This window comes from Streptococcus sp. oral taxon 431 (assembly GCF_023110115.1).
Lineage (GTDB): Bacteria > Bacillota > Bacilli > Lactobacillales > Streptococcaceae > Streptococcus.
In genome coordinates this window covers 47,999-66,049 of sequence record NZ_JALDVP010000003.1, presented here as the reverse complement: position 1 = coordinate 66,049, position 18,051 = coordinate 47,999, and the positions used below count along the sequence as shown (strand labels likewise).

General features: G+C 41.6%; 15 protein-coding genes. 2 read left to right on the top strand and 13 right to left on the bottom strand.

Going from position 1 to position 18,051, the window contains the following annotated elements:
• The first annotated feature begins 295 nt into the window (after window positions 1-295).
• Both M1F91_RS05530 and M1F91_RS05525 read left to right on the top strand, forming a co-directional pair.
• Window positions 296-1,750: a sucrose-6-phosphate hydrolase gene (locus M1F91_RS05530; RefSeq protein WP_247912936.1), complete on the top strand. Its 1,455-nt coding sequence runs from the start codon at window positions 296-298 to the stop codon at window positions 1,748-1,750.
• The gene (locus M1F91_RS05525) at window positions 1,731-2,696 is read left to right on the top strand and encodes a LacI family DNA-binding transcriptional regulator (protein ID WP_247912935.1); all 966 of its coding nucleotides are present in this window, start codon (window positions 1,731-1,733) and stop codon (window positions 2,694-2,696) included. Before M1F91_RS05530 ends, M1F91_RS05525 begins: the two co-directional genes overlap by 20 nt.
• 39 nt (window positions 2,697-2,735) lie before the next feature.
• Here the strand turns inward: M1F91_RS05525 and M1F91_RS05520 are convergent, their stop codons facing one another.
• The 13 genes from M1F91_RS05520 to M1F91_RS05460 form a co-directional block, all read right to left on the bottom strand.
• The gene (locus M1F91_RS05520; RefSeq protein WP_247912934.1) at window positions 2,736-4,010 is read right to left on the bottom strand and encodes a hydroxymethylglutaryl-CoA reductase, degradative; all 1,275 of its coding nucleotides are present in this window, start codon (window positions 4,008-4,010) and stop codon (window positions 2,736-2,738) included.
• The gene (locus tag M1F91_RS05515) at window positions 4,010-5,182 is read right to left on the bottom strand and encodes a hydroxymethylglutaryl-CoA synthase (protein ID WP_247912933.1); all 1,173 of its coding nucleotides are present in this window, start codon (window positions 5,180-5,182) and stop codon (window positions 4,010-4,012) included. The genes M1F91_RS05520 and M1F91_RS05515 overlap by 1 nt, the downstream gene beginning before the upstream one ends.
• Window positions 5,183-5,344: 162 nt before the next feature.
• A complete protein-coding gene (locus M1F91_RS05510) occupies window positions 5,345-5,794 on the bottom strand; it encodes a threonine/serine exporter family protein (protein WP_225750086.1) in 450 nt (149 codons plus the stop codon).
• Window position 5,795: 1 nt separating this feature from the next.
• Window positions 5,796-6,554, bottom strand: a complete 759-nt coding sequence (locus tag M1F91_RS05505) for a threonine/serine exporter family protein (RefSeq protein WP_247912932.1) — start codon at window positions 6,552-6,554, stop codon at window positions 5,796-5,798.
• An 86-nt stretch (window positions 6,555-6,640) separates the two neighbouring features.
• Complete coding sequence (pknB, locus tag M1F91_RS05500; protein WP_247912931.1) at window positions 6,641-8,527, bottom strand: Stk1 family PASTA domain-containing Ser/Thr kinase; 1,887 nt, start codon at window positions 8,525-8,527, stop codon at window positions 6,641-6,643.
• Window positions 8,524-9,261, bottom strand: coding sequence for a Stp1/IreP family PP2C-type Ser/Thr phosphatase (locus M1F91_RS05495; protein ID WP_247912930.1), 738 nt, complete (start codon window positions 9,259-9,261; stop codon window positions 8,524-8,526). The genes pknB and M1F91_RS05495 overlap by 4 nt, the downstream gene beginning before the upstream one ends.
• 15 nt (window positions 9,262-9,276) lie before the next feature.
• Complete coding sequence (rsmB, locus tag M1F91_RS05490) at window positions 9,277-10,590, bottom strand: 16S rRNA (cytosine(967)-C(5))-methyltransferase RsmB (protein WP_247912929.1); 1,314 nt, start codon at window positions 10,588-10,590, stop codon at window positions 9,277-9,279.
• Window positions 10,583-11,518: a methionyl-tRNA formyltransferase gene (fmt, locus tag M1F91_RS05485; RefSeq protein ID WP_049494302.1), complete on the bottom strand. Its 936-nt coding sequence runs from the start codon at window positions 11,516-11,518 to the stop codon at window positions 10,583-10,585. Before fmt ends, rsmB begins: the two co-directional genes overlap by 8 nt.
• Window positions 11,519-11,529: 11 nt before the next feature.
• Window positions 11,530-13,926 carry a primosomal protein N' gene (locus tag M1F91_RS05480; protein ID WP_247912928.1) on the bottom strand — a complete coding sequence of 799 codons (2,397 nt, stop codon included), beginning with the start codon at window positions 13,924-13,926 and terminating at the stop codon, window positions 11,530-11,532.
• 84 nt (window positions 13,927-14,010) lie between these two features.
• Complete coding sequence (rpoZ, locus tag M1F91_RS05475) at window positions 14,011-14,325, bottom strand: DNA-directed RNA polymerase subunit omega (protein ID WP_004251389.1); 315 nt, start codon at window positions 14,323-14,325, stop codon at window positions 14,011-14,013.
• A 24-nt stretch (window positions 14,326-14,349) separates the two neighbouring features.
• Window positions 14,350-14,976, bottom strand: coding sequence for a guanylate kinase (gene gmk, locus M1F91_RS05470; RefSeq protein WP_000775049.1), 627 nt, complete (start codon window positions 14,974-14,976; stop codon window positions 14,350-14,352).
• Window positions 14,977-15,112: 136 nt separating this feature from the next.
• On the bottom strand, window positions 15,113-16,726 hold the full coding sequence (locus tag M1F91_RS05465) for a ribonuclease Y (protein WP_247912927.1): 1,614 nt from the start codon (window positions 16,724-16,726) through the stop codon (window positions 15,113-15,115).
• A 217-nt stretch (window positions 16,727-16,943) separates the two neighbouring features.
• Window positions 16,944-18,041 carry a nucleotidyltransferase gene (locus M1F91_RS05460; RefSeq protein ID WP_247912926.1) on the bottom strand — a complete coding sequence of 366 codons (1,098 nt, stop codon included), beginning with the start codon at window positions 18,039-18,041 and terminating at the stop codon, window positions 16,944-16,946.
• Window positions 18,042-18,051: the final 10 nt, after the last annotated feature.

Below are 18,051 nucleotides of genomic sequence, written 5' to 3'. Positions count from 1 at the left end.
TTTATCATCTTTCAAAAATATGTCAAGCGTTTTGCAGAAAAAGTTTTTTGATTGCTAAAATTTTTGATAGTTTTTGCTACTTTCTTAATAAAATTCTCTCAAAATCGCCTATCTCTACATGTTTTTATGTGAATATTTTCAAAAACTTTCATATTTTCATTGATTTTCATAAAAATAGGTTTCTAATTATCTGTCAATCGTTTGACATTTTTTTCTTGATTTTATAATAAAAGACTTGCTTTTTTAAAAGGAAACGTTTACTATAAAGATAGTAGAATTTATGGAGGGAATATAAATGGAATGGACTACTGAACGTCGTTACAGACGTTATGAAGATTGGACACAAGAAGAAAGAAAAGAAATCCAAGAAAAGATGGCACAATCCCCATGGCATGTCAGCTATCACATTGAACCAAAGGAAGGACTCCTTAACGACCCAAACGGTTTTTCTTACTTTGATGGCAAGTGGGTTGTCTTTTACCAAAACTTCCCCTTTGGTGCAGCTCACGGTTTGAAATCTTGGGTTCAGCTTGAAAGCGACGACTTGGTTCACTTTACTGAAACAGGTGTAAAAATATTACCTGATACTCCTCTGGATAGCCACGGTGCTTACTCTGGTTCTGCTATGCAGTTTGGCAATCAATTGTTCCTATTTTATACAGGAAATGTCCGTGATGAAAACTGGGTTCGCCACCCTTATCAGATTGGTGCTTTGATGAATAAGGACGGAAACATAAAAAAGATTGATAAGGTCTTAATTGATAAACCAGCTGATGCTACCGACCACTTCCGCGATCCACAGATTTTTAACTTTAAAGGACAATACTACGCAATCGTTGGTGGACAAGACTTAGAGAAAAAAGGATTTGTCCGTCTCTACAAAGCAGTCGATAACGATTATACAAACTGGCAAGAAGTTGGTGATTTGGACTTCAACAATGACCGCACTGCCTATATGATGGAGTGCCCAAATCTTGTTTTTGTCGGAGAACAACCTGTCCTTCTCTACTGTCCACAAGGTTTGGATAAAAAGGTTCTTGACTATGACAATATCTATCCAAATATGTATAAAATTGGTGCTTCCTTCAATCCTGAAAATGCACGTATGGTAGGTGTGTCTGAACTACACAATCTAGACTATGGTTTCGAAGCCTATGCTACTCAGGCCTTCAACGCTCCTGATGGACGTGCCTTAGCAGTAAGTTGGCTTGGTTTACCAGATGTGTCTTATCCATCTGATCGCTTTGATCACCAAGGAACTTTCTCATTGGTCAAAGAATTAACCATTAAAGATGGCAAACTCTATCAGTATCCTGTAGCAACCATCAAGGACCTCCGTGCTTCAAAAGAGGAATTTTCAAATCGTTCTGAAACCAAAAACACCTACGAACTTGAGCTTAACTTAGAAGCCGATAGCCAAAGCGAAATTGTCCTTTTTGCTGATAAAGACGGCAAGGGACTCACTATTAACTTTGACCTTATTAATGGCCAAGTAACCGTTGATCGTAGTCAAGCAGGTGAGCAATATGCTCAAGAATTTGGAACTACTCGCTCTTGCTCAGTTACTAATCAAGCAACTACTGTCAATATCTTCATCGACAACTCAGTCTTTGAAATTTTCATCAATAAAGGAGAAAAGGTATTTTCTGGTCGTGCCTTCCCAGATAAGGATCAAAATGGAATCCTTATCAAATCTGGAAACCCAACTGGAACATACTACGAATTAGAATATGGTCGCAAAACTAACTGATGTCGCAAAATTAGCTGGCGTCAGCCCTACTACTGTTTCACGTGTCATCAACAAAAAGGGTTATCTATCAGAAAAAACCATTCAAAAAGTCAATGAAGCCATGCGTGAGCTGGGCTATAAACCCAACAACCTAGCTCGCAGTCTTCAAGGAAAGTCTGCCAAATTAATTGGGCTAATTTTCCCCAAAATTAGCCATGTTTTCTACGCTGAATTGATTGACAAATTGGAACACGAACTATTCAAAAAAGGTTACAAGACTATCATCTGTAATAGTGAACACGATTCGGAAAAAGAACGTGAATACATCGAAATGCTAGAAGCCAACCAGGTGGACGGTATCATTTCGGGAAGTCATAACCTTGGGATTGAGGATTACAATCGCGTAACCGCTCCGATTATTTCATTTGACCGTAACCTGTCTCCAGATATCCCTGTCGTTTCTTCTGACAACTATGCTGGCGGAGTCCTAGCAGCTCAGACCTTGGCTAAAACTGGAGCAAAATCTATTATCATGATTACAGGTAATGACAATTCTAATTCCCCAACTGGACTTCGCCATGCTGGTTTTGCTTCAATTTTGCCAAAGGCTCCTATTATCAATGTTTCCAGTGATTTTTCACCCCTTCGTAAGGAAATGGAAATAAAAAATATCTTAACCAAACAAAAACCAGATGCGATTTTCGCCTCTGATGATTTGACTGCTATTTTGGTTATTAAGATCGCCCAGGAGCTCGGTCTGTCAGTTCCTGACCAGCTAAAGGTGATTGGCTATGACGGGACTTATTTTATCGAGAATTACTACCCTCACCTCACTACCATTAAACAACCCTTGGAAGAGATTGCTCGCCTAACAGTTGATTTGCTCTTACAAAAAATTGAAGGCAAAGAGGTTGCTACCACTGGTTATTTCTTGCCAGTTAGTCTCTTACCAGGTAAAAGTATTTGAGCACAAGAAAACTCAGACTGAATTTGTCTGAGTTTTTTCTTATGATCTAAATTTTTTCAAGAGTGTTTGGGCTTTTTCTAAATTAAAAGTTTTTTCAGCAATCAAGCTTTCTACCAACTTAGGCACTTCAGCCTCTGTGGCTCCTGCAAGGAGGGCTAGTGACTTCGCTTGAAGTTTCATATGTCCATGCTGAATTCCTGTGCTGACAAGAGCTTTAAGAGCTGCAAAATTTTGTGCAAGACCAATTGAAACGATAATTTGAGCCAATTCCTTAGCTGATGGATAACCTAGCAGCTCATGACTGAGAACTACACGAGGATTAAGACCAATTGATCCACCTTTGGTAGCAACTGGCATCGGCATAGTCAGCTCTCCTATTAGCTCTTCGGTTTCCAAATCCATAGTCCAACTACTAAGGCCTCGATAGGAACCATCATGACTGGCATAGGCATGTGCTCCCGCTTCAATGGCCCGCCAATCATTTCCAGTAGCAATCAAGAGAGCATCGATTCCATTAAAGATTCCCTTATTGTGAGTAGCTGCTCGATAAGGATCTGCTTGAGCAAATTGGCTGGCTAAAACCATTTTTTCAGCTAGTTCACGCGCTTCATCCTTTTGGCGACTCAAATAACGAAAGGCAATCCGACAAGTTGCAGTTACTAGAGAATCTGTTGCGTAGTTGGATAAAATGCCCATTAAACTTTGCCCTTGACTTAAAATCTCTAAGCTTGGTTTTAAAGCCTCAAGCATGGTATTAAGCATATTAGCTCCCATGGCTTCCTGAGTATCCACATGAAGATAAACCACTAAAAAGTCAGCCTCACCAGAAATTTTCTCAACTGTTAGCTCTCTGGCTCCACCACCACGTTTGACAATAGATGGATAGGCTTGATTTGCTTGCTCGAGTAGCTCTGCCTTCTGACTCAAAATAGCCTGACATGCTTTATCCCTATCTGGAACCTGATAAAGAGCTACCTGACCAATCATTTGGCGTTGATGAACCTGAGCAGTAAAACCACCCGCACGTTTGATAATCTTACTAGCAAAACTAGCCGCAGCAACGACAGATGGCTCTTCGGTCACATAAGGAACGGTGTACTCTTGACCATTTACCAACACTTCTGGAACTACTGAGTAGGGTAGTGAAAAGGTCCCCACTACATTTTCACTCAGTTGGTCCGCAACTGCTATACTAAGATTTTCATTTTGCTCAAGACTGTCTTGGGCTTCCATAGAAGTAAGCGCCTGAGACTTAACGAACTCAAGGCGCTCTTGAATTGATTTTTTAGCAAATCCATTCCAATTTTTTTTCATTATTTTTCAACCTTGCTGTAGCGACGTTGGTGTTCTACAATCTCAACCAGAGCATAGTCCTGTCCTTCATAGCCTGACATGGTTGCAGAACCGGACTCATCCAAGTTTGCTTCCTCAAAGAAGATTCGTTCATAATCAGCTACGCTCAATGCTTGACGCTGGTCTAGCAATTCTAAGCGATTTTTCTGCAATTGCTGTTCATAGCCTTCAACCAATTCCACACTGAAGAACTCAGATACAGCACCACTTCCGTAGCTATAGAGAGCAAGTTTGTCCCCTGCTTTGAGACTATCAGAATTTTCAAGAAGAGACAAGAGTCCTAAAAAGAGTGAACCTGTATAGATATTTCCAACCTTTTGGCTGTAAATAATGGACTCATCAAAGTGTTTTTGAAGTAAATCTTTTTTCTCTTGGGGTAGAGATTTATCAAGAATTTTTTTCAATCCCTTGAGAGCTAGCTTTGGATATGGCAAATGGAAACAAATAGCTTCAAAATCATTCAAGTCGCAATCATAACGCTTTTTGTACTCTTCCCAAGTCGTTTTTAAGCTATCCAAATACTGCTGTGTTGAGTAGACTCCATTTACAAATGGGGTCGTTGAATAATTTGGACGCCAAAAGTCCATGATATCACGAGTCTGCGCAACGTTATCGTTGTTGAAGACCATAACACGTGGATTTTGACTAATCAACATGGCAACACAACCTGCTCCTTGAGTTGGTTCCCCAGGAGTTTCGACACCATATTTTGCAATATCACTAGCAAGTACCAAAACTTTTGATTTAGGAGAATTTTCTACGTGTAACTTAGCATAGTGAAGGGCCGCAGTTGCACCATAGCAAGCTTCTTTGATTTCAAAACTACGAGCAAAAGGTTGAATTCCAAGCAAACCGTGTACAAAAACCGCAGCCGCCTTACTTTGATCGACTCCAGATTCTGTCGCTACGATAACCATATCAATCTCTTGCTTCTCTTCTTCAGTCAGGATAGAATCTCCTGCACTGGCAGCCAAGGTAACAATATCCTCTGTTAAAGGAGCAATACTCAATTCTTTTAAAAGGAGTCCTTTACTCAATTTTTCAGGATCAGTCCCTCGAGCTTCTGCTAAATCTTGTAATTTCAAAACGTATTGACTGGTCGCAAAACCAATCTTATCAATACCGATTTTCATATTTACCTCTATTTTTATCATTCATTGTAAAAATTCGTTCACCTCTATTTTATCATAATTGAGGTCAAATGAGCGAAAAAAGACTTGATTCCCCAAATCAAGTTCATTTCTATCGTCGTACTCACGCTCTTTCAGCCACTCTACCCACGAAAAAATCGAGACTTAGCTAGCTCGATTCTTTTTGAGATAGTGATACAACTTCAGTACAACTGTCCCACTTGCCATTCCTATTGAAATAACAAGGGCCAACATCATCACCAACATTGCGCTGGCAATGGCGTTTCTATAGTCGCCTGTTACAAAAAATGAAGTCGTTCGATAAGAGAGATACCCTGGTACCAGCGGAGCCAAGATAGCCAAAGCAAAGACAACTGCTGGTGTTTTGTAGATAATACTCATAATCTGGCTGATACAAGAACCAATTACAGCGGCAATAAAGGTCGCCAAAATAACATTGGTTGGCTCCTTGAGTATTAGATAAAGCAGCCAGATTGACATTCCCAAAACTCCACCAGGAATGAGCATAGAACGTTGGACGTTTAAAACGATTAAAAAAGTGATAATAGCTAGCAGACTAGCTAGAGCCTGCAATAAAAATGTTGTTAGAGTCATATTAGTTCATGAGTACGAGGGCGACAGAGGTGCCTGCCCCTAAAGCAAGGGTAACCAGCAAGGATTCAAACATCTTGCTCATACCAGAGTTAATGTGATTGGTCATAATATCTCTAACAGCATTAGTCAGAGCAATTCCCGGTACAAAAGGCATAACCGCACCTGCAATGACCAAATCAGCTGTAGAAGGAAAGCCAGAATAGCGCGCCCAAAATTGTGCAATCAAACCAAAGACAAGGGCACCTGCAAAAGCTGTCATAAAGGGAATACGAATAAATTTTTCTACGTAAAGAGAACAGGTGAAAGCAAAGATGGTTGCTACTCCTGCACCAATGGCATCGTAGGCATTACCCCCGAACATGATCGAGAAGAAGGGAGCACTCAGGGTCGCTGCAGCAGTTAGCTGAACATTGGTGTAGGGAGATGCCTTAGCATTTAATTGCTTGAGTTGAATAAAGGCTGTCTCCAAATCAAGCTGCCCTGATACAAGTTGCCGTGAAATCTGGTTGACATCACACACCTTCTCAATATTATAAGCAGAGGAGGTTACTCGTTTCATTCGAGAGATATTTGTATTTTCAATGGAGAAAAAAATAGCTGCAGGCATGGCCAAAACATTACAATCCATGATGCCTTGTGAATGAGCAATTCGAATCATGGTGTCTTCGACACGATAGATTTCAGATCCATTGCGAAGCAGAATTGTTCCTGCTAACATAATGACATCAATAACTGCATTCAGTTTTTTTGATTCGTCCATGTTCCCCTCCTTTTTAAACTCCTTTTATTTTATCATAAATTTTAAGGAAAAAAAATCTTTGTCACAAAAACTGTGACAAAGATTGATTAGTTCTCACCATTATGGTTCTCCGACTGATTATTCGATGACGGAGATGACGGTGCTGTCGTAGTTTGAGGTTCTCTAATCTGTGGTGATGTCTCTCCACGATATGGATTTCCTTGTGACGGATTTGTTGTCGTTGTTGTTGTTTTCGGTTTGTAGATAGAAATTTTGATACGAGTTGTATTCAAATCTACACCTTCACCTGGTTTTGGACTCTGACTAACCACAGTATCCTCAATAGTCCCTTCTGGTGCTGTAGAAACCTCTACCACTTCAATATTCGCCTCTTTAACACCGACTATCTGAATCAAATTATTCTTGGTAAATTCAAGGCTTGATCCAATATAACTTGGCATAGGAACGCTAGTTATCTTCTTGGCTACTGTCAAGGTAATCTCTGTCGCCTTACTAAGATCATAAGTAGTTCCTTCTGGCAGACTCTGTCTCATAACAAGTCCTGCCTCTGTTTCACTTGATTCTTCTTCTACAACCTTGATGAGATTTCCAGGAACTTTTTTCCCTTTCAACTCAGCAATGACGTCTGTAGAATTGCGTCCAATATAATTTCCAATCTTAAATGATTGCTGACCTGAAGAGATAATGAGATTAACTTTAATACCTTCTTTACGAGACGAACCACCATCTGGATCCGTTCGAATCACTCGGCCTTCTTCTACCGTATCACTAGCTTCAGTCTTTTCCTCACCAATTTCAAAATTAGCTTTTTTAAGTTTTTCCTTAGCTTCTGCTACAGTTTGTCCTGCAACATTTGGAATTTCAACAGTTGCTGGTGTTTTGGATACTATCCAAAAGAGAGAAGCCAAAACAAGTATAAAGCTAGCTAAAAGCACCAAATACCTCGCTTTAAAACGACGTTTCTTGACTGGTTTTGCAACAGTTTCTTTACTAGTTGCCTTTTGAGTCGGCTTTTGGCTCTGAGGACTTTCTTCCTTTGGTTGCACTTTAGGAATCGCTGTTAAAGTAGACTGTGAAATTTTCGGTAAGGTTTTTGTGTCAACTTTACTTGTATCTTCAAATACCAGCTTTGGTTCATTTCGACGGTTATAAGAAAGACTGCTCAATAAGTCAACATACATCTCTGAGACAGTTTGATAACGGTCTGTCAACTTTTTAGCTGTCGCTTTTATAACTACGTTTTCCAAGGATTGTGGTACTGATGGGTTTTCTGCAATGACAGAAGGAAGTGGTTTTTGGAAATGCTGAAGTGCAATGGTCACAGCACTATCTCCATCATAAGGAATATGACCTGTCAACATTTCGAAAAAGATAATTCCCATTGCATAAATATCACTCTGTATGGTCGCCTTAGAACCACGCGCCTGCTCAGGTGATAGATAGTGAACAGAACCCAACATGGAGTTGGTCTGTGTCAAACTGGTTTCTGCAAAGGCCACTGCAATCCCAAAGTCAGTAACTTTTGCAGTTCCATCAGGAGTCAAGAGTATATTTTGAGGTTTTAAATCACGGTGAATAATCCCCTTTGCATGCGCCAAACGCATAGCCAAGAGAATTTGACCCATGATACGAACAGCTTCCTCGTTTGATAGAGGGTAGTGTTCTTTGATATAACGTTTGAGGTCAAGCCCAGCTACATATTCCATAGCTAGATATTGTTGACCGTCTTCTTCACCGATATCCGTAATTCGAACGATATGAGGATGATCTAGGTCCGCCATCGCACGTGCTTCACGCTGAAAACGTGCAACAGCGATTGGATCCGTTTGGTAGTTGGTCCTCAGGACCTTCACCGCTACCTCTTCCCCATCCAGAATCAAATCTTTGGCTAGGTAGACATCTGCCATCCCGCCACGGCCAATTTGTTTGATAATCCGATATCGTCCGGCAAATATCTTGCCGATCTGGATCATTTTGATTCCTCCTCAATCGCAATCAAGGCAACAGTAATGTTATCAAGCCCTCCGGCATTGTTTGCAAAACGTACTAAGGTTGCCGCCTTGTCATCAAGTGAGATATCACTTGTTACGATGTCATAGATTTCACTTCCTGAAATCATATTCGTGAGACCATCACTATTCATAACGATATAGTCACCAGGTTCCAAGCTTACAATCCCTAAATCAGGTTGAATCTCATCTTTTTGTCCGATAGACTGGGTGATGATATTTTTTTGTGGATGCGCTTCAGCTTCTTCAGGTGTTAATTGACCTGCCTTGAGCAACTCATTGACTAATGAATGATCACTCGTTAATTGGTGGTACTCTTCTCCACGAACCAAGCCGATACGAGAATCTCCAATATGAGCATAGATGGCTTGGTTATCAATGATTGCAAGGGCTTCTAGAGTTGTACCCATTCCTTTATATGCTTCATCACGCCCCAATTGATAAATCTTTTGATTTTCAATTTCTAGGTGTTCTGCAAACCATTCACGAACTTCATTCACGGTATCAATCTGAGTATCTACCCAGGCAACACCTAAGTCCGTAACTGCCATCTCACTGGCAATATTACCCGCTCGATGTCCTCCCATCCCATCAGCCAAGATAATCATCGTACGACCGGCACGGTTGACAAAAAGATTGACATAGTCTTGATTATTTGTACGTTTCTGACCCACATCTGTTAATAATGAAATCTCCATTGTGTCAGTTCCTTCCTAATTGGATATCTTACGAAATTGGCTGATAAAGAATCCATCACTTCCGTACAATTCTGGAGTAATGAGGATGCAGCCATCTTTTAGGATATCCTTGCATTCGTGTTCTAGTTTAACCTGCTCGAACTCTGGATGACTTTCTAAAAATGCTTGAACCACTTGAAAGTTCTCCTCAGAGACAATAGTGCAGGTACTATAAGTTATTATACCACCTTTAGGTAGCGTTTGACAAACACTACCTAATATTTCCAACTGAATTTCCTGTAATGACGCGAAATCAGCAGTGTCTTTGTTGTATTTGATATCTGGTTTCCGACGCAATAGACCAATCCCTGAGCAAGGGGCATCAACAAGAATCTTATCAAATTGATCCTTACCAAAAAACTCGTGAACCTTTCGGGCATCCAATTTTTGTGTTTGAACACGGTCTGCTACTCCTAGTCGCTGGGCATTCTCTTGAATCAAAGTGAGTTTATGGTCATAGAGATCCAGAGCTGTTACCTGACCTGTCGTGAGATAAGAGGCCATATGGGCTGTTTTCCCACCTGGAGCTGCACAAGCATCCAAAACCTGCTCCTCTCCTTGTAAATCAAGAGTTGGCGCAACCAGTTGACTAGACTCGTCCTGGATAGTAATAACCCCTTCAGCAAACAAGTCATGACCCGCAAAATGCCCCTGCTCTTTAACCAGACCAGAAGCTGATAAAGCAGAATCACTTGCATCAAGCAGAGCTTTAATTTCCTCTTTTCGGCTCAAATCTGTCACCCGGATACTGGCTTTATTGCGTTGCAAAAGACTCTCAAAAATCGCTTGCGCACGTTCTTCTCCATACTCTTCCTTGAGCTTAGAAACTAACCACACTGGCAAAGAGTAGGCGATAGAATCACGCTTATTTTTACGTTTGATACTAGCGATATCTGGCAAACTCTCACGCAAGATACGGCGAAGGACTGCATTGACCAGTTTTTCGCTACCCTTTTTACGAAGTTTTGCAATTTCTACCGCTTCATTGACCACTGCATGATCGGGAAGCTTATCCAAGTATTGGAGTTGATAGACGCTCATGAGAAGCAAAACATAGAGCCAGTTATCTAGCTTGTCTCTATCCTCAATAAAGTGAGACAAATACCATTCTAAAGTTAGTTTACGAGCAACAGTCCCGTAAACAAGCTCTGTCACCAAACCTTTGTCAGTTGCTGACAGTTGACTTCCCTTGAGGTGTTTATTTAAGGCGATATTGGAGTATGCTTGATTGATAAAAACATCCTCTAACACTACTAGAGCTAGATTTCTAGCCGTTTCTACTTTAGTCACCAAATCGTTCTCCTACAGCCAAACTTCGTCCAACACCGTTGAGGAAGGAAGCAATGTCCATTTTAGGTTTTCCTGCTGGTTGAACCTGTTTGAGAGACAGAGCTCCTTCTGCTGTTGCGACAATCAATTCTTTCTTACCGATGGAGAGTATCTCACCCGGATTCCCCTGACCTTCTACAGGTAGGGCTTCATAGATTTTGAAGCGTTCTCCCTTGAGGAAGGTATGAGCAACTGGCCATGGATTCATCCCACGGATTTGGTTGAAAAGTTGACGGTTTGTCTTGTTCCAGTCCAGTTTTTCCTCCTCAGGTTTGATATTTGGTGAGAAAGTTACTTGGCTTGGGTCTTGTGGTTGAGGCTGAATTTCACCAGCTATATAAGCAGGTAGGGTATCCAAAAGCAAATCACGCCCAACAATGGCCAATTTTTCAAACAAAGTTCCAACATTGTCCTCATCAGTAATGGGAATACTGCGACGAGAAATCATGTCCCCTGCATCCATTTCCTTGACCATTTCCATAATGGTTACTCCTGCTTCTTCATCACCTTGAATCAAGGCATAATGGATAGGAGCTCCACCACGGTGTTTGGGAAGGAGGGAGGCGTGAACATTGACTGCAAAATCCATGCTATCAAGGAGTTTACTTGGGAGAAATTGTCCAAAAGCTGCAGTCACAATCCCGTCAGCTCCCAAATTCATGATAGCTTCCATTTCTGGACTACCTGATAATTTTTCTGGTTGGTAGATAGGTAGGCCTGCCTCTTTGGCAGCTTGTTTCACTGGGGTTTCCTGAATAACTTTTTTACGTCCAACCGCACGATCTGGCTGCGTTACAACAGCTACAATCTCGTAGCGGTCATCTGACAAAAGCCCCTTTAAAACAGTTGCTGAAAAATTGGGAGTTCCCATAAAGATTAGTTTTGTCATCTTTTCTCCTTCTATAAAAATTGTTGCGGTTCGTGGTCAATACTGAGACGAAGTTCGCTATTTTCACGTTCTTGAGTTAGGGCTAAGACCTGATTAAGGGTAGAAGCCAACTCATCTTCTAAACGGTATTTAATCAAAATTTGGTAGTGGTAGAGGTTATGAGTACGAGCGATAGGTTTTGGCGTCGGACCTAGAATTACACTAGCATCCGATAAACCTGACCGCAAAATCTCCATAACTTGATAAGCACGTCTATGAACCTCTTCTTCTTTTTTATGAGATAAGGTGATTCCAATAGTAAAATAATAAGGTGGATAACCCAACTGACGTCTGATACCCATTTCATAGGCATAGAAACCTTCGTAATCCTGATCCTTGGCGAATCGAATGGCATAATGCTGAGGATTATAAGACTGAATCAAAACCTGACCTGCCTTTTCAGCTCGACCGGCACGGCCTGCTACCTGGGTCAAGAGTTGGAAGGTTCTCTCAGAAGAACGAAAATCAGGCAGGTTCAAGGCTGTATCCGCATTGAGAACACCAACCAAGGTCACATTTGGAAAATCCAAGCCCTTGGCAATCATCTGGGTTCCCAACAGGATATCTGCCTCCCCTTTGCCAAACTGCTCAAGTAAAGCTTGGTGACTGCCTTTTTTACGAGTGGTATCCACATCCATGCGTAGAATGCGTGCCTCTGGAAAGAGTTCAGCCAGCTCATCGTAGGCCTTTTGAGTTCCCGTTCCATAGTATCGAATACTACGACTCTGACAGTTTGGACAGACATGGGGGATTTCCTTAGAAAAACCACAATAATGACAGTTCATAGTCTTAGTATCCATGTGTAGCGTCAGAGAAATATCGCAGTTTGGACAGGTATCCACAGTCCCACATTCTCGGCACATGACAAAGCTAGAATAGCCACGGCGATTGAGCATGAGAACAACCTGCTCTTTTTTATCCAGTCGATCTTGAATGGCCTCAATCAGTGGTGGTGTAAAGTTTGATGTTTCATTCTGCCCGATGTAATCACGGAAGTCAATCAGTTGAACCTCAGGAATACTTGCTAAAGGATTGGCCCGTTGAGTCAGACGTAGATGTTGATAGACACCCTTACCAGCACGCGCACGACTCTCAAGACTCGGTGTTGCAGAACCAAGAACTAGGGCAGCTTGATTGTATTGAGCTCGTAAAATAGCCACATCCCTAGCATGATAACGCGGATTACTGTCTTGCTTGTAGCTAGCCTCATGCTCTTCATCGATAATGATAACCCCTAGATTTTTCAAAGGTGCAAAAATAGCAGACCTGGCCCCAACAACTACCTGAGCATCTCCACGCTCCACCTTGCGCCACTCATCATACTTTTCACCATTTGACAAGCCAGAGTGGAGAATGGCAACTTTATCACCAAAACGAGCAATGAAACGCTCTGTCATTTGAGGTGTCAGAGAGATTTCTGGGACTAAAACGATAGCTGTTTTTCCCATATCCAAGGCTCCTTGGATAATCTGCAAGTAAACCTCTGTTTTCCCACTTCCTGTGATTCCTTGTAGAAGAAATGGAGGATGTTCTTTCCCAATTGCTCCAACAACCGCCTCACAGGCTTCTTTTTGTTCTGGATTTAACTCTAAAGATTGGCTGGATTCAATTCCTTCAAAGTAGGCAGCTGAACGTTGCACTTCCTTTTGCACGATGGTGATAGCACCATGTTCCACAAAGAAGTTAACTTGTTCCCGTGAGTAATGTTCTAACAAAGCAGCCAAAGGGGTACTTTCTGGATGTGCTAATAAATAATCTCGCAGTTCCAATTTCTTCTTGGCACGGTTTGAGATTTCTAGCTTTTCTAATTTGTCAAGATTCACTTGAATCCAAGACTGTGTTTTGACCTTCTTCTGATCAACAGCCTGATACTCTAACTTCAAAAGTCCTTTGCGAGTCAATCGCATCATCTCGGCCTGCTTTTCTAAGTCTAGAGATGAAAATGCTAAGGACTCTTGCGATCCAAACAAACGGTCTCTGTCTTTCTGACTCAAGCCTTCCAGAGGATAGAGGATTTTATCATAGCTAGAATTCAAAAATCCTGGAAGCATAGCTTTTAGAATAGAAATCTTGTATGAAAAAACTGACTTACGTAGTTCTTCGGCCAGCCAGAGTTGTTCCTCCGTTAAGACAGGAGAAAAGTCCAGCACTTCAGCAATTTCTTTCAAGTCCTCGTCTGCCACATCTACATCAGATTCTTGTTCCATTCCAAGAACAATTCCCTGAATCAAGCGATTGGCCTTCCCAAAAGGCACATGAACCCGCATACCAACTTCCAGCATGTCTACAAATTCCTCAGGGACCTTGTAACTGTATGGTTGGTCCGTCTGCATCAAGGGAACATCCACAATGATTTTCGCAATAGCCATATCCTCACCTCCTTCTCTTCTTAAATCGTTTCAATTGATTGAGTATTCTTGCAATAGAAAAAATAAGATTGAGTCCCCCCAACCTTAAATTTTTTCACCTTCTTCTTTTTCTTTCGCGATTTGCTCTTTGATTTTCTTTTCTTCTTCTTCTCTCAATCGTCTTTCTTCTTCGATTCGACGACGAACAGCTTCGCGTTTCCCTTCTGGATCTGGGTGGATGGTTACATTCCCTGATTCAATTTCTTCCAAGGCACGAAGTGTAGATTTTTCAGATTTGAATTCTTGTGTTGGAGTTGCTCCAGCTTCTAATTCGTGAGCACGTTTTGCTTCCAAGATGACGAGTGAATATTTTGATGGTACCTTGTCAAGCAAGGTATCAATAGAGGGTTTAAGCATCATTTGTTTGTACCTGTTTTCTATAGTTTATCGAATAGTTGGAGACTTTGGTAGCATATCCTGGTAGTGACCGATGACACGATCGACGCGGAAATGTTCTGCTTCAATCACACGTTTGACACGTTCTGCGGCAAGAGGAACATGATCATTGACAATAGCATAGTCATACTCACGCATCAAAGCAATTTCTTCTTTAGCTTTTTCGATACGTTGGGCAATCACTTCTGCACTATCGGTACCACGGCCTACGAGACGGTCTTGCAATTCTTCCAAATCTGGCGGTGTCAAAAAGATAAAGACTGCATCTGGAACTTTTTTCTTGACCTGAAGAGCTCCCTGCACTTCAATTTCAAGGAAAACATCAATCCCTTTATCAAGGGTTTCATTGACATAGGTCAGAGGAGTTCCGTAGTAGTTGCCTACATACTCTGCATACTCTAACATCTGTCCTTGACGGATCAATTCTTCAAATTCTTCACGCGTACGGAAGAAATAGTCAACTCCGTCTACTTCACCTGGACGTTGAGCCCGTGTTGTCATAGATACAGAATATTGGAATTGATTTTCAGAACTCTCAAAAATTTCTCGTCTAACCGTTCCTTTTCCAACTCCTGAAGGACCTGAAAAAACGATTAGTAAGCCACGGTCTGCCATGATGTCTCCTTTGGATAGTTTGTGAAATGCCTTGAAAATTCATTCAGAATTCTCTTTGTGAAGGCATTTCTGCTTACTACAATCTTTCTATCTAGTGTAACAAAAAAGCAGTAATTTTTCAACTGCTCTTTCTTATTTATTTTGCATAATCAACTGCACGAAGTTCACGAATCACGGTTACCTTGATATTTCCTGGGTAATCGAGGTTACTTTCGATTTTCTCACGAACTTTGTGAGCTAAGATTGTGACCTTGTCGTCCTTAATCTGACCTGGATTTACCATGATTCGGATTTCACGACCTGCTTGAAGGGCAAAGCTATTTTGAACTCCTTCAAAGCTATTAGCGATTTCTTCTAAATCATGGAGACGTTTGATGTAGCTTTCAAGTGATTCGCTACGAGCTCCTGGACGAGCGGCACTCAGGGCATCCGCTGCAGCAACGAGAACTGCAATCACACTTTCAGGCTCTACATCTCCGTGGTGACTAGCAATCGTGTTAATCACAACTGGATGCTCTTTGTACTTGCGAGCTAATTCAGTACCAATCTCAACGTGGCTGCCTTCTACCTCTCGGTCAATGGCTTTACCAATATCGTGAAGGAATCCTGCACGGCGAGCAAGGGCTGCATTTTCACCAAGTTCGCTAGCCATGATACCAGCCAACTTAGCCACTTCGATTGAGTGTCGCAAGACATTTTGTCCGTATGAAGTACGGAACTGTAAGCGACCCATGATTTTCATCAAGTCTGGGTGAAGGTTAGGTGCACCGATTTCATAGGCTGCTACTTCACCATATTCACGAATACGGTTATCAATTTCTTGACGGTTTTTCTCAACCAACTCTTCGATACGAGCTGGGTGAATACGTCCATCCTTGAGCAAGGTTTCCATCGTCATACGGGCAATCTCACGGCGGATAGGATCAAAACCTGACAAGGTTACCACTTCTGGCGTATCATCAATAATGACATCAACCCCTGTCAAACTTTCAAAGGTACGGATGTTACGACCTTCACGACCAATGATACGACCTTTCATGGTATCATCAGGCAGATGAACAGTTGAGTTGGTAGACTCAGCTACATACTCACCAGCAATTCTCTGCATGGCTTGGGACAGAATATCCTTAGCAAGCTTATCTGAACGTTCCTTGACTTCTTGCTCCGCCTCACGAATGCGGCTAGCAATTTCCTTGGTCAAGTTTTCTTCTGTCTGTGCTAAGATAATATCTTTTGCCTCTGACTGTGTCAGACTTCCGACACGCTCTAGTTCTGCTTGCTTTTGCTTTTCAATTTCCTCTAGTTGCTCTTCACGTGCATCAAGGTTTTTTGCTCTATCAGAAATACTTTGTTCTTTTTGTTCAAGTGTTTTTTCTTTGTTCGTCAAATTATCGTCTTTACGGTCAAGGCTCGTAGCTCTCTCCGTCAAACGACTTTCGATTTGCTTGAGTTCTTGACGCTCCGACTTAAATTCAGCGTCCACTTCTTCGCGGTATTTTCTGGCTTCTTCTTTAGCCTCCAATAGTGCTTCTTTTTTAAGGGATTTGCTTTCGCTCTTGGCTTCATTTAGTAATAAATCTGCTTCGCGCTCAGCTTGTCCTCGTAAATTAGTTGCTTCTTGTTCAGCATTTAAAAGCATCAACTCTGCAGCCTCTTGTGATGATTTCATCTTGACTGATATGCTGACATATCCAATGACTAAACCAATGATGACGGCAAAAACAACCATAACAATTGTCATAATTTCCATGTTTTTACCTCAATTTATTTGTTTATCTGAATGACATGCATTCTTATACATTTTACCACAAAAAAATATTTTTAACAAACCTTAAATGGAAGTTGTTATAGTTATTTTTAGGAGCAATATCTTCATTTTCCTTAGTAAAATAAGCTTCTTAAACCTAACTATTTTTTAAAAGAATTTTTTTGCAAAAGACTAAAAAAAAGTCCACCTCAAAGTAGACTTAGTTCGATTCGATTCTGATTGGCACTCGACCAAAATTTTGTTCTGCTATACTAGGGTGTCCCAGTTGATAAATTTGGTCTGCCTTTTGGGTTATTGCATCCCAGGGTTCTTTACCGATTCGGCTAACAAGCTGGACTTGGTCTTTCAGAGATTTGAGGTGTTGCCTGCCTTTTTCGGTAAATCCAAGGACATGAATGGCTTCTGGCAGGTCACTTTCTCTAGCCTGCACCAAGATATAGGTCAAGAGGCGTCTGACACGTGCCTTGGTGTAGCGCTTGGTAGCCACTAACTCAACCAATTCCTCGACAGACTGGGCTGTTTTGATGGCTTCCTTGATGCGCACTGCCATTTCTTGATTGACCTGATAAATGGTGGTTAGGTGTGGATTTGACAAGATTTGATAGCGTAAAAGTGGAAAATAATCTTCCCAGTTCACCTTACTCGTCTGCTCAAAAAGAGTAACAGAAGGCATAAAGCGTTCTAAGAAACCTTGATCACTTTGGTGCTGACGGATGGCTGTCGCAGATGCAAAGTCCACATCCTTGTCCACAGAATGATAGCCTGCTCCCTGACGTTGAATTGGATGAAGTTTGATATTTCTTCCAGCAACTGCCTTGGCGTAGGCAAGAGCTAAGACATGATTGGGCGTATCTCCCGAAAAATCAAGACCTGCAAATTCCTTCCACATGGCTTGGGTTTTCTGAGGGTAGGAGAGTGAATCAGGTAGATTGTCCACAAAATTCTCCATCTCTTGACCACGCTCTGCATATAAGTTAGCAATTTTTTGGTAATCCAGAACTTCCTCTGTCCCAAAAGCTAGGCTGTCAATTCCCAAACGAGCCAAGAGTTCAACAGCACCTTGACCGAAAAAATCTGCCGCCTGAACACTGACTAAAAAGGGCAATTCTACAACTAAGTCCGCTCCATTTTCTAGTGCCATTTGAGCCCGTGTCCACTTGTCAACGATAGCCGGCTCGCCTCTCTGCATGAAATTCCCAGACATGGCAACGATTTTCAGCCCATCCGCCTGTTCTAGCAGGTATTTGTGGCCATTATGAAAAGGATTGAACTCCGCTATAATACCTGTAATGGTCATGATGTTCTCC

Bases quoted from the DNA above. Each gene is read 5' to 3' on its own strand.
- M1F91_RS05530 (WP_247912936.1), top strand. From the start codon at position 296: ATGGAATGGACTACTGAACGTCGTTACAGACGTTATGAAGATTGGACA.
- M1F91_RS05525 (WP_247912935.1), top strand. From the start codon at position 1,731: ATGGTCGCAAAACTAACTGATGTCGCAAAATTAGCTGGCGTCAGCCCT.
- M1F91_RS05520 (WP_247912934.1), bottom strand. From the start codon at position 4,010: ATGAAAAAAAATTGGAATGGATTTGCTAAAAAATCAATTCAAGAGCGC.
- M1F91_RS05515 (WP_247912933.1), bottom strand. From the start codon at position 5,182: ATGAAAATCGGTATTGATAAGATTGGTTTTGCGACCAGTCAATACGTT.
- M1F91_RS05510 (WP_225750086.1), bottom strand. From the start codon at position 5,794: ATGACTCTAACAACATTTTTATTGCAGGCTCTAGCTAGTCTGCTAGCT.
- M1F91_RS05505 (WP_247912932.1), bottom strand. From the start codon at position 6,554: ATGGACGAATCAAAAAAACTGAATGCAGTTATTGATGTCATTATGTTA.
- pknB (WP_247912931.1), bottom strand. From the start codon at position 8,527: ATGATCCAGATCGGCAAGATATTTGCCGGACGATATCGGATTATCAAA.
- M1F91_RS05495 (WP_247912930.1), bottom strand. From the start codon at position 9,261: ATGGAGATTTCATTATTAACAGATGTGGGTCAGAAACGTACAAATAAT.
- fmt (WP_049494302.1), bottom strand. From the start codon at position 11,518: ATGACAAAACTAATCTTTATGGGAACTCCCAATTTTTCAGCAACTGTT.
- M1F91_RS05480 (WP_247912928.1), bottom strand. From the start codon at position 13,926: ATGGCTATTGCGAAAATCATTGTGGATGTTCCCTTGATGCAGACGGAC.
- rpoZ (WP_004251389.1), bottom strand. From the start codon at position 14,325: ATGATGCTTAAACCCTCTATTGATACCTTGCTTGACAAGGTACCATCA.
- gmk (WP_000775049.1), bottom strand. From the start codon at position 14,976: ATGGCAGACCGTGGCTTACTAATCGTTTTTTCAGGTCCTTCAGGAGTT.
- M1F91_RS05465 (WP_247912927.1), bottom strand. From the start codon at position 16,726: ATGGAAATTATGACAATTGTTATGGTTGTTTTTGCCGTCATCATTGGT.
- M1F91_RS05460 (WP_247912926.1), bottom strand. From the start codon at position 18,041: ATGACCATTACAGGTATTATAGCGGAGTTCAATCCTTTTCATAATGGC.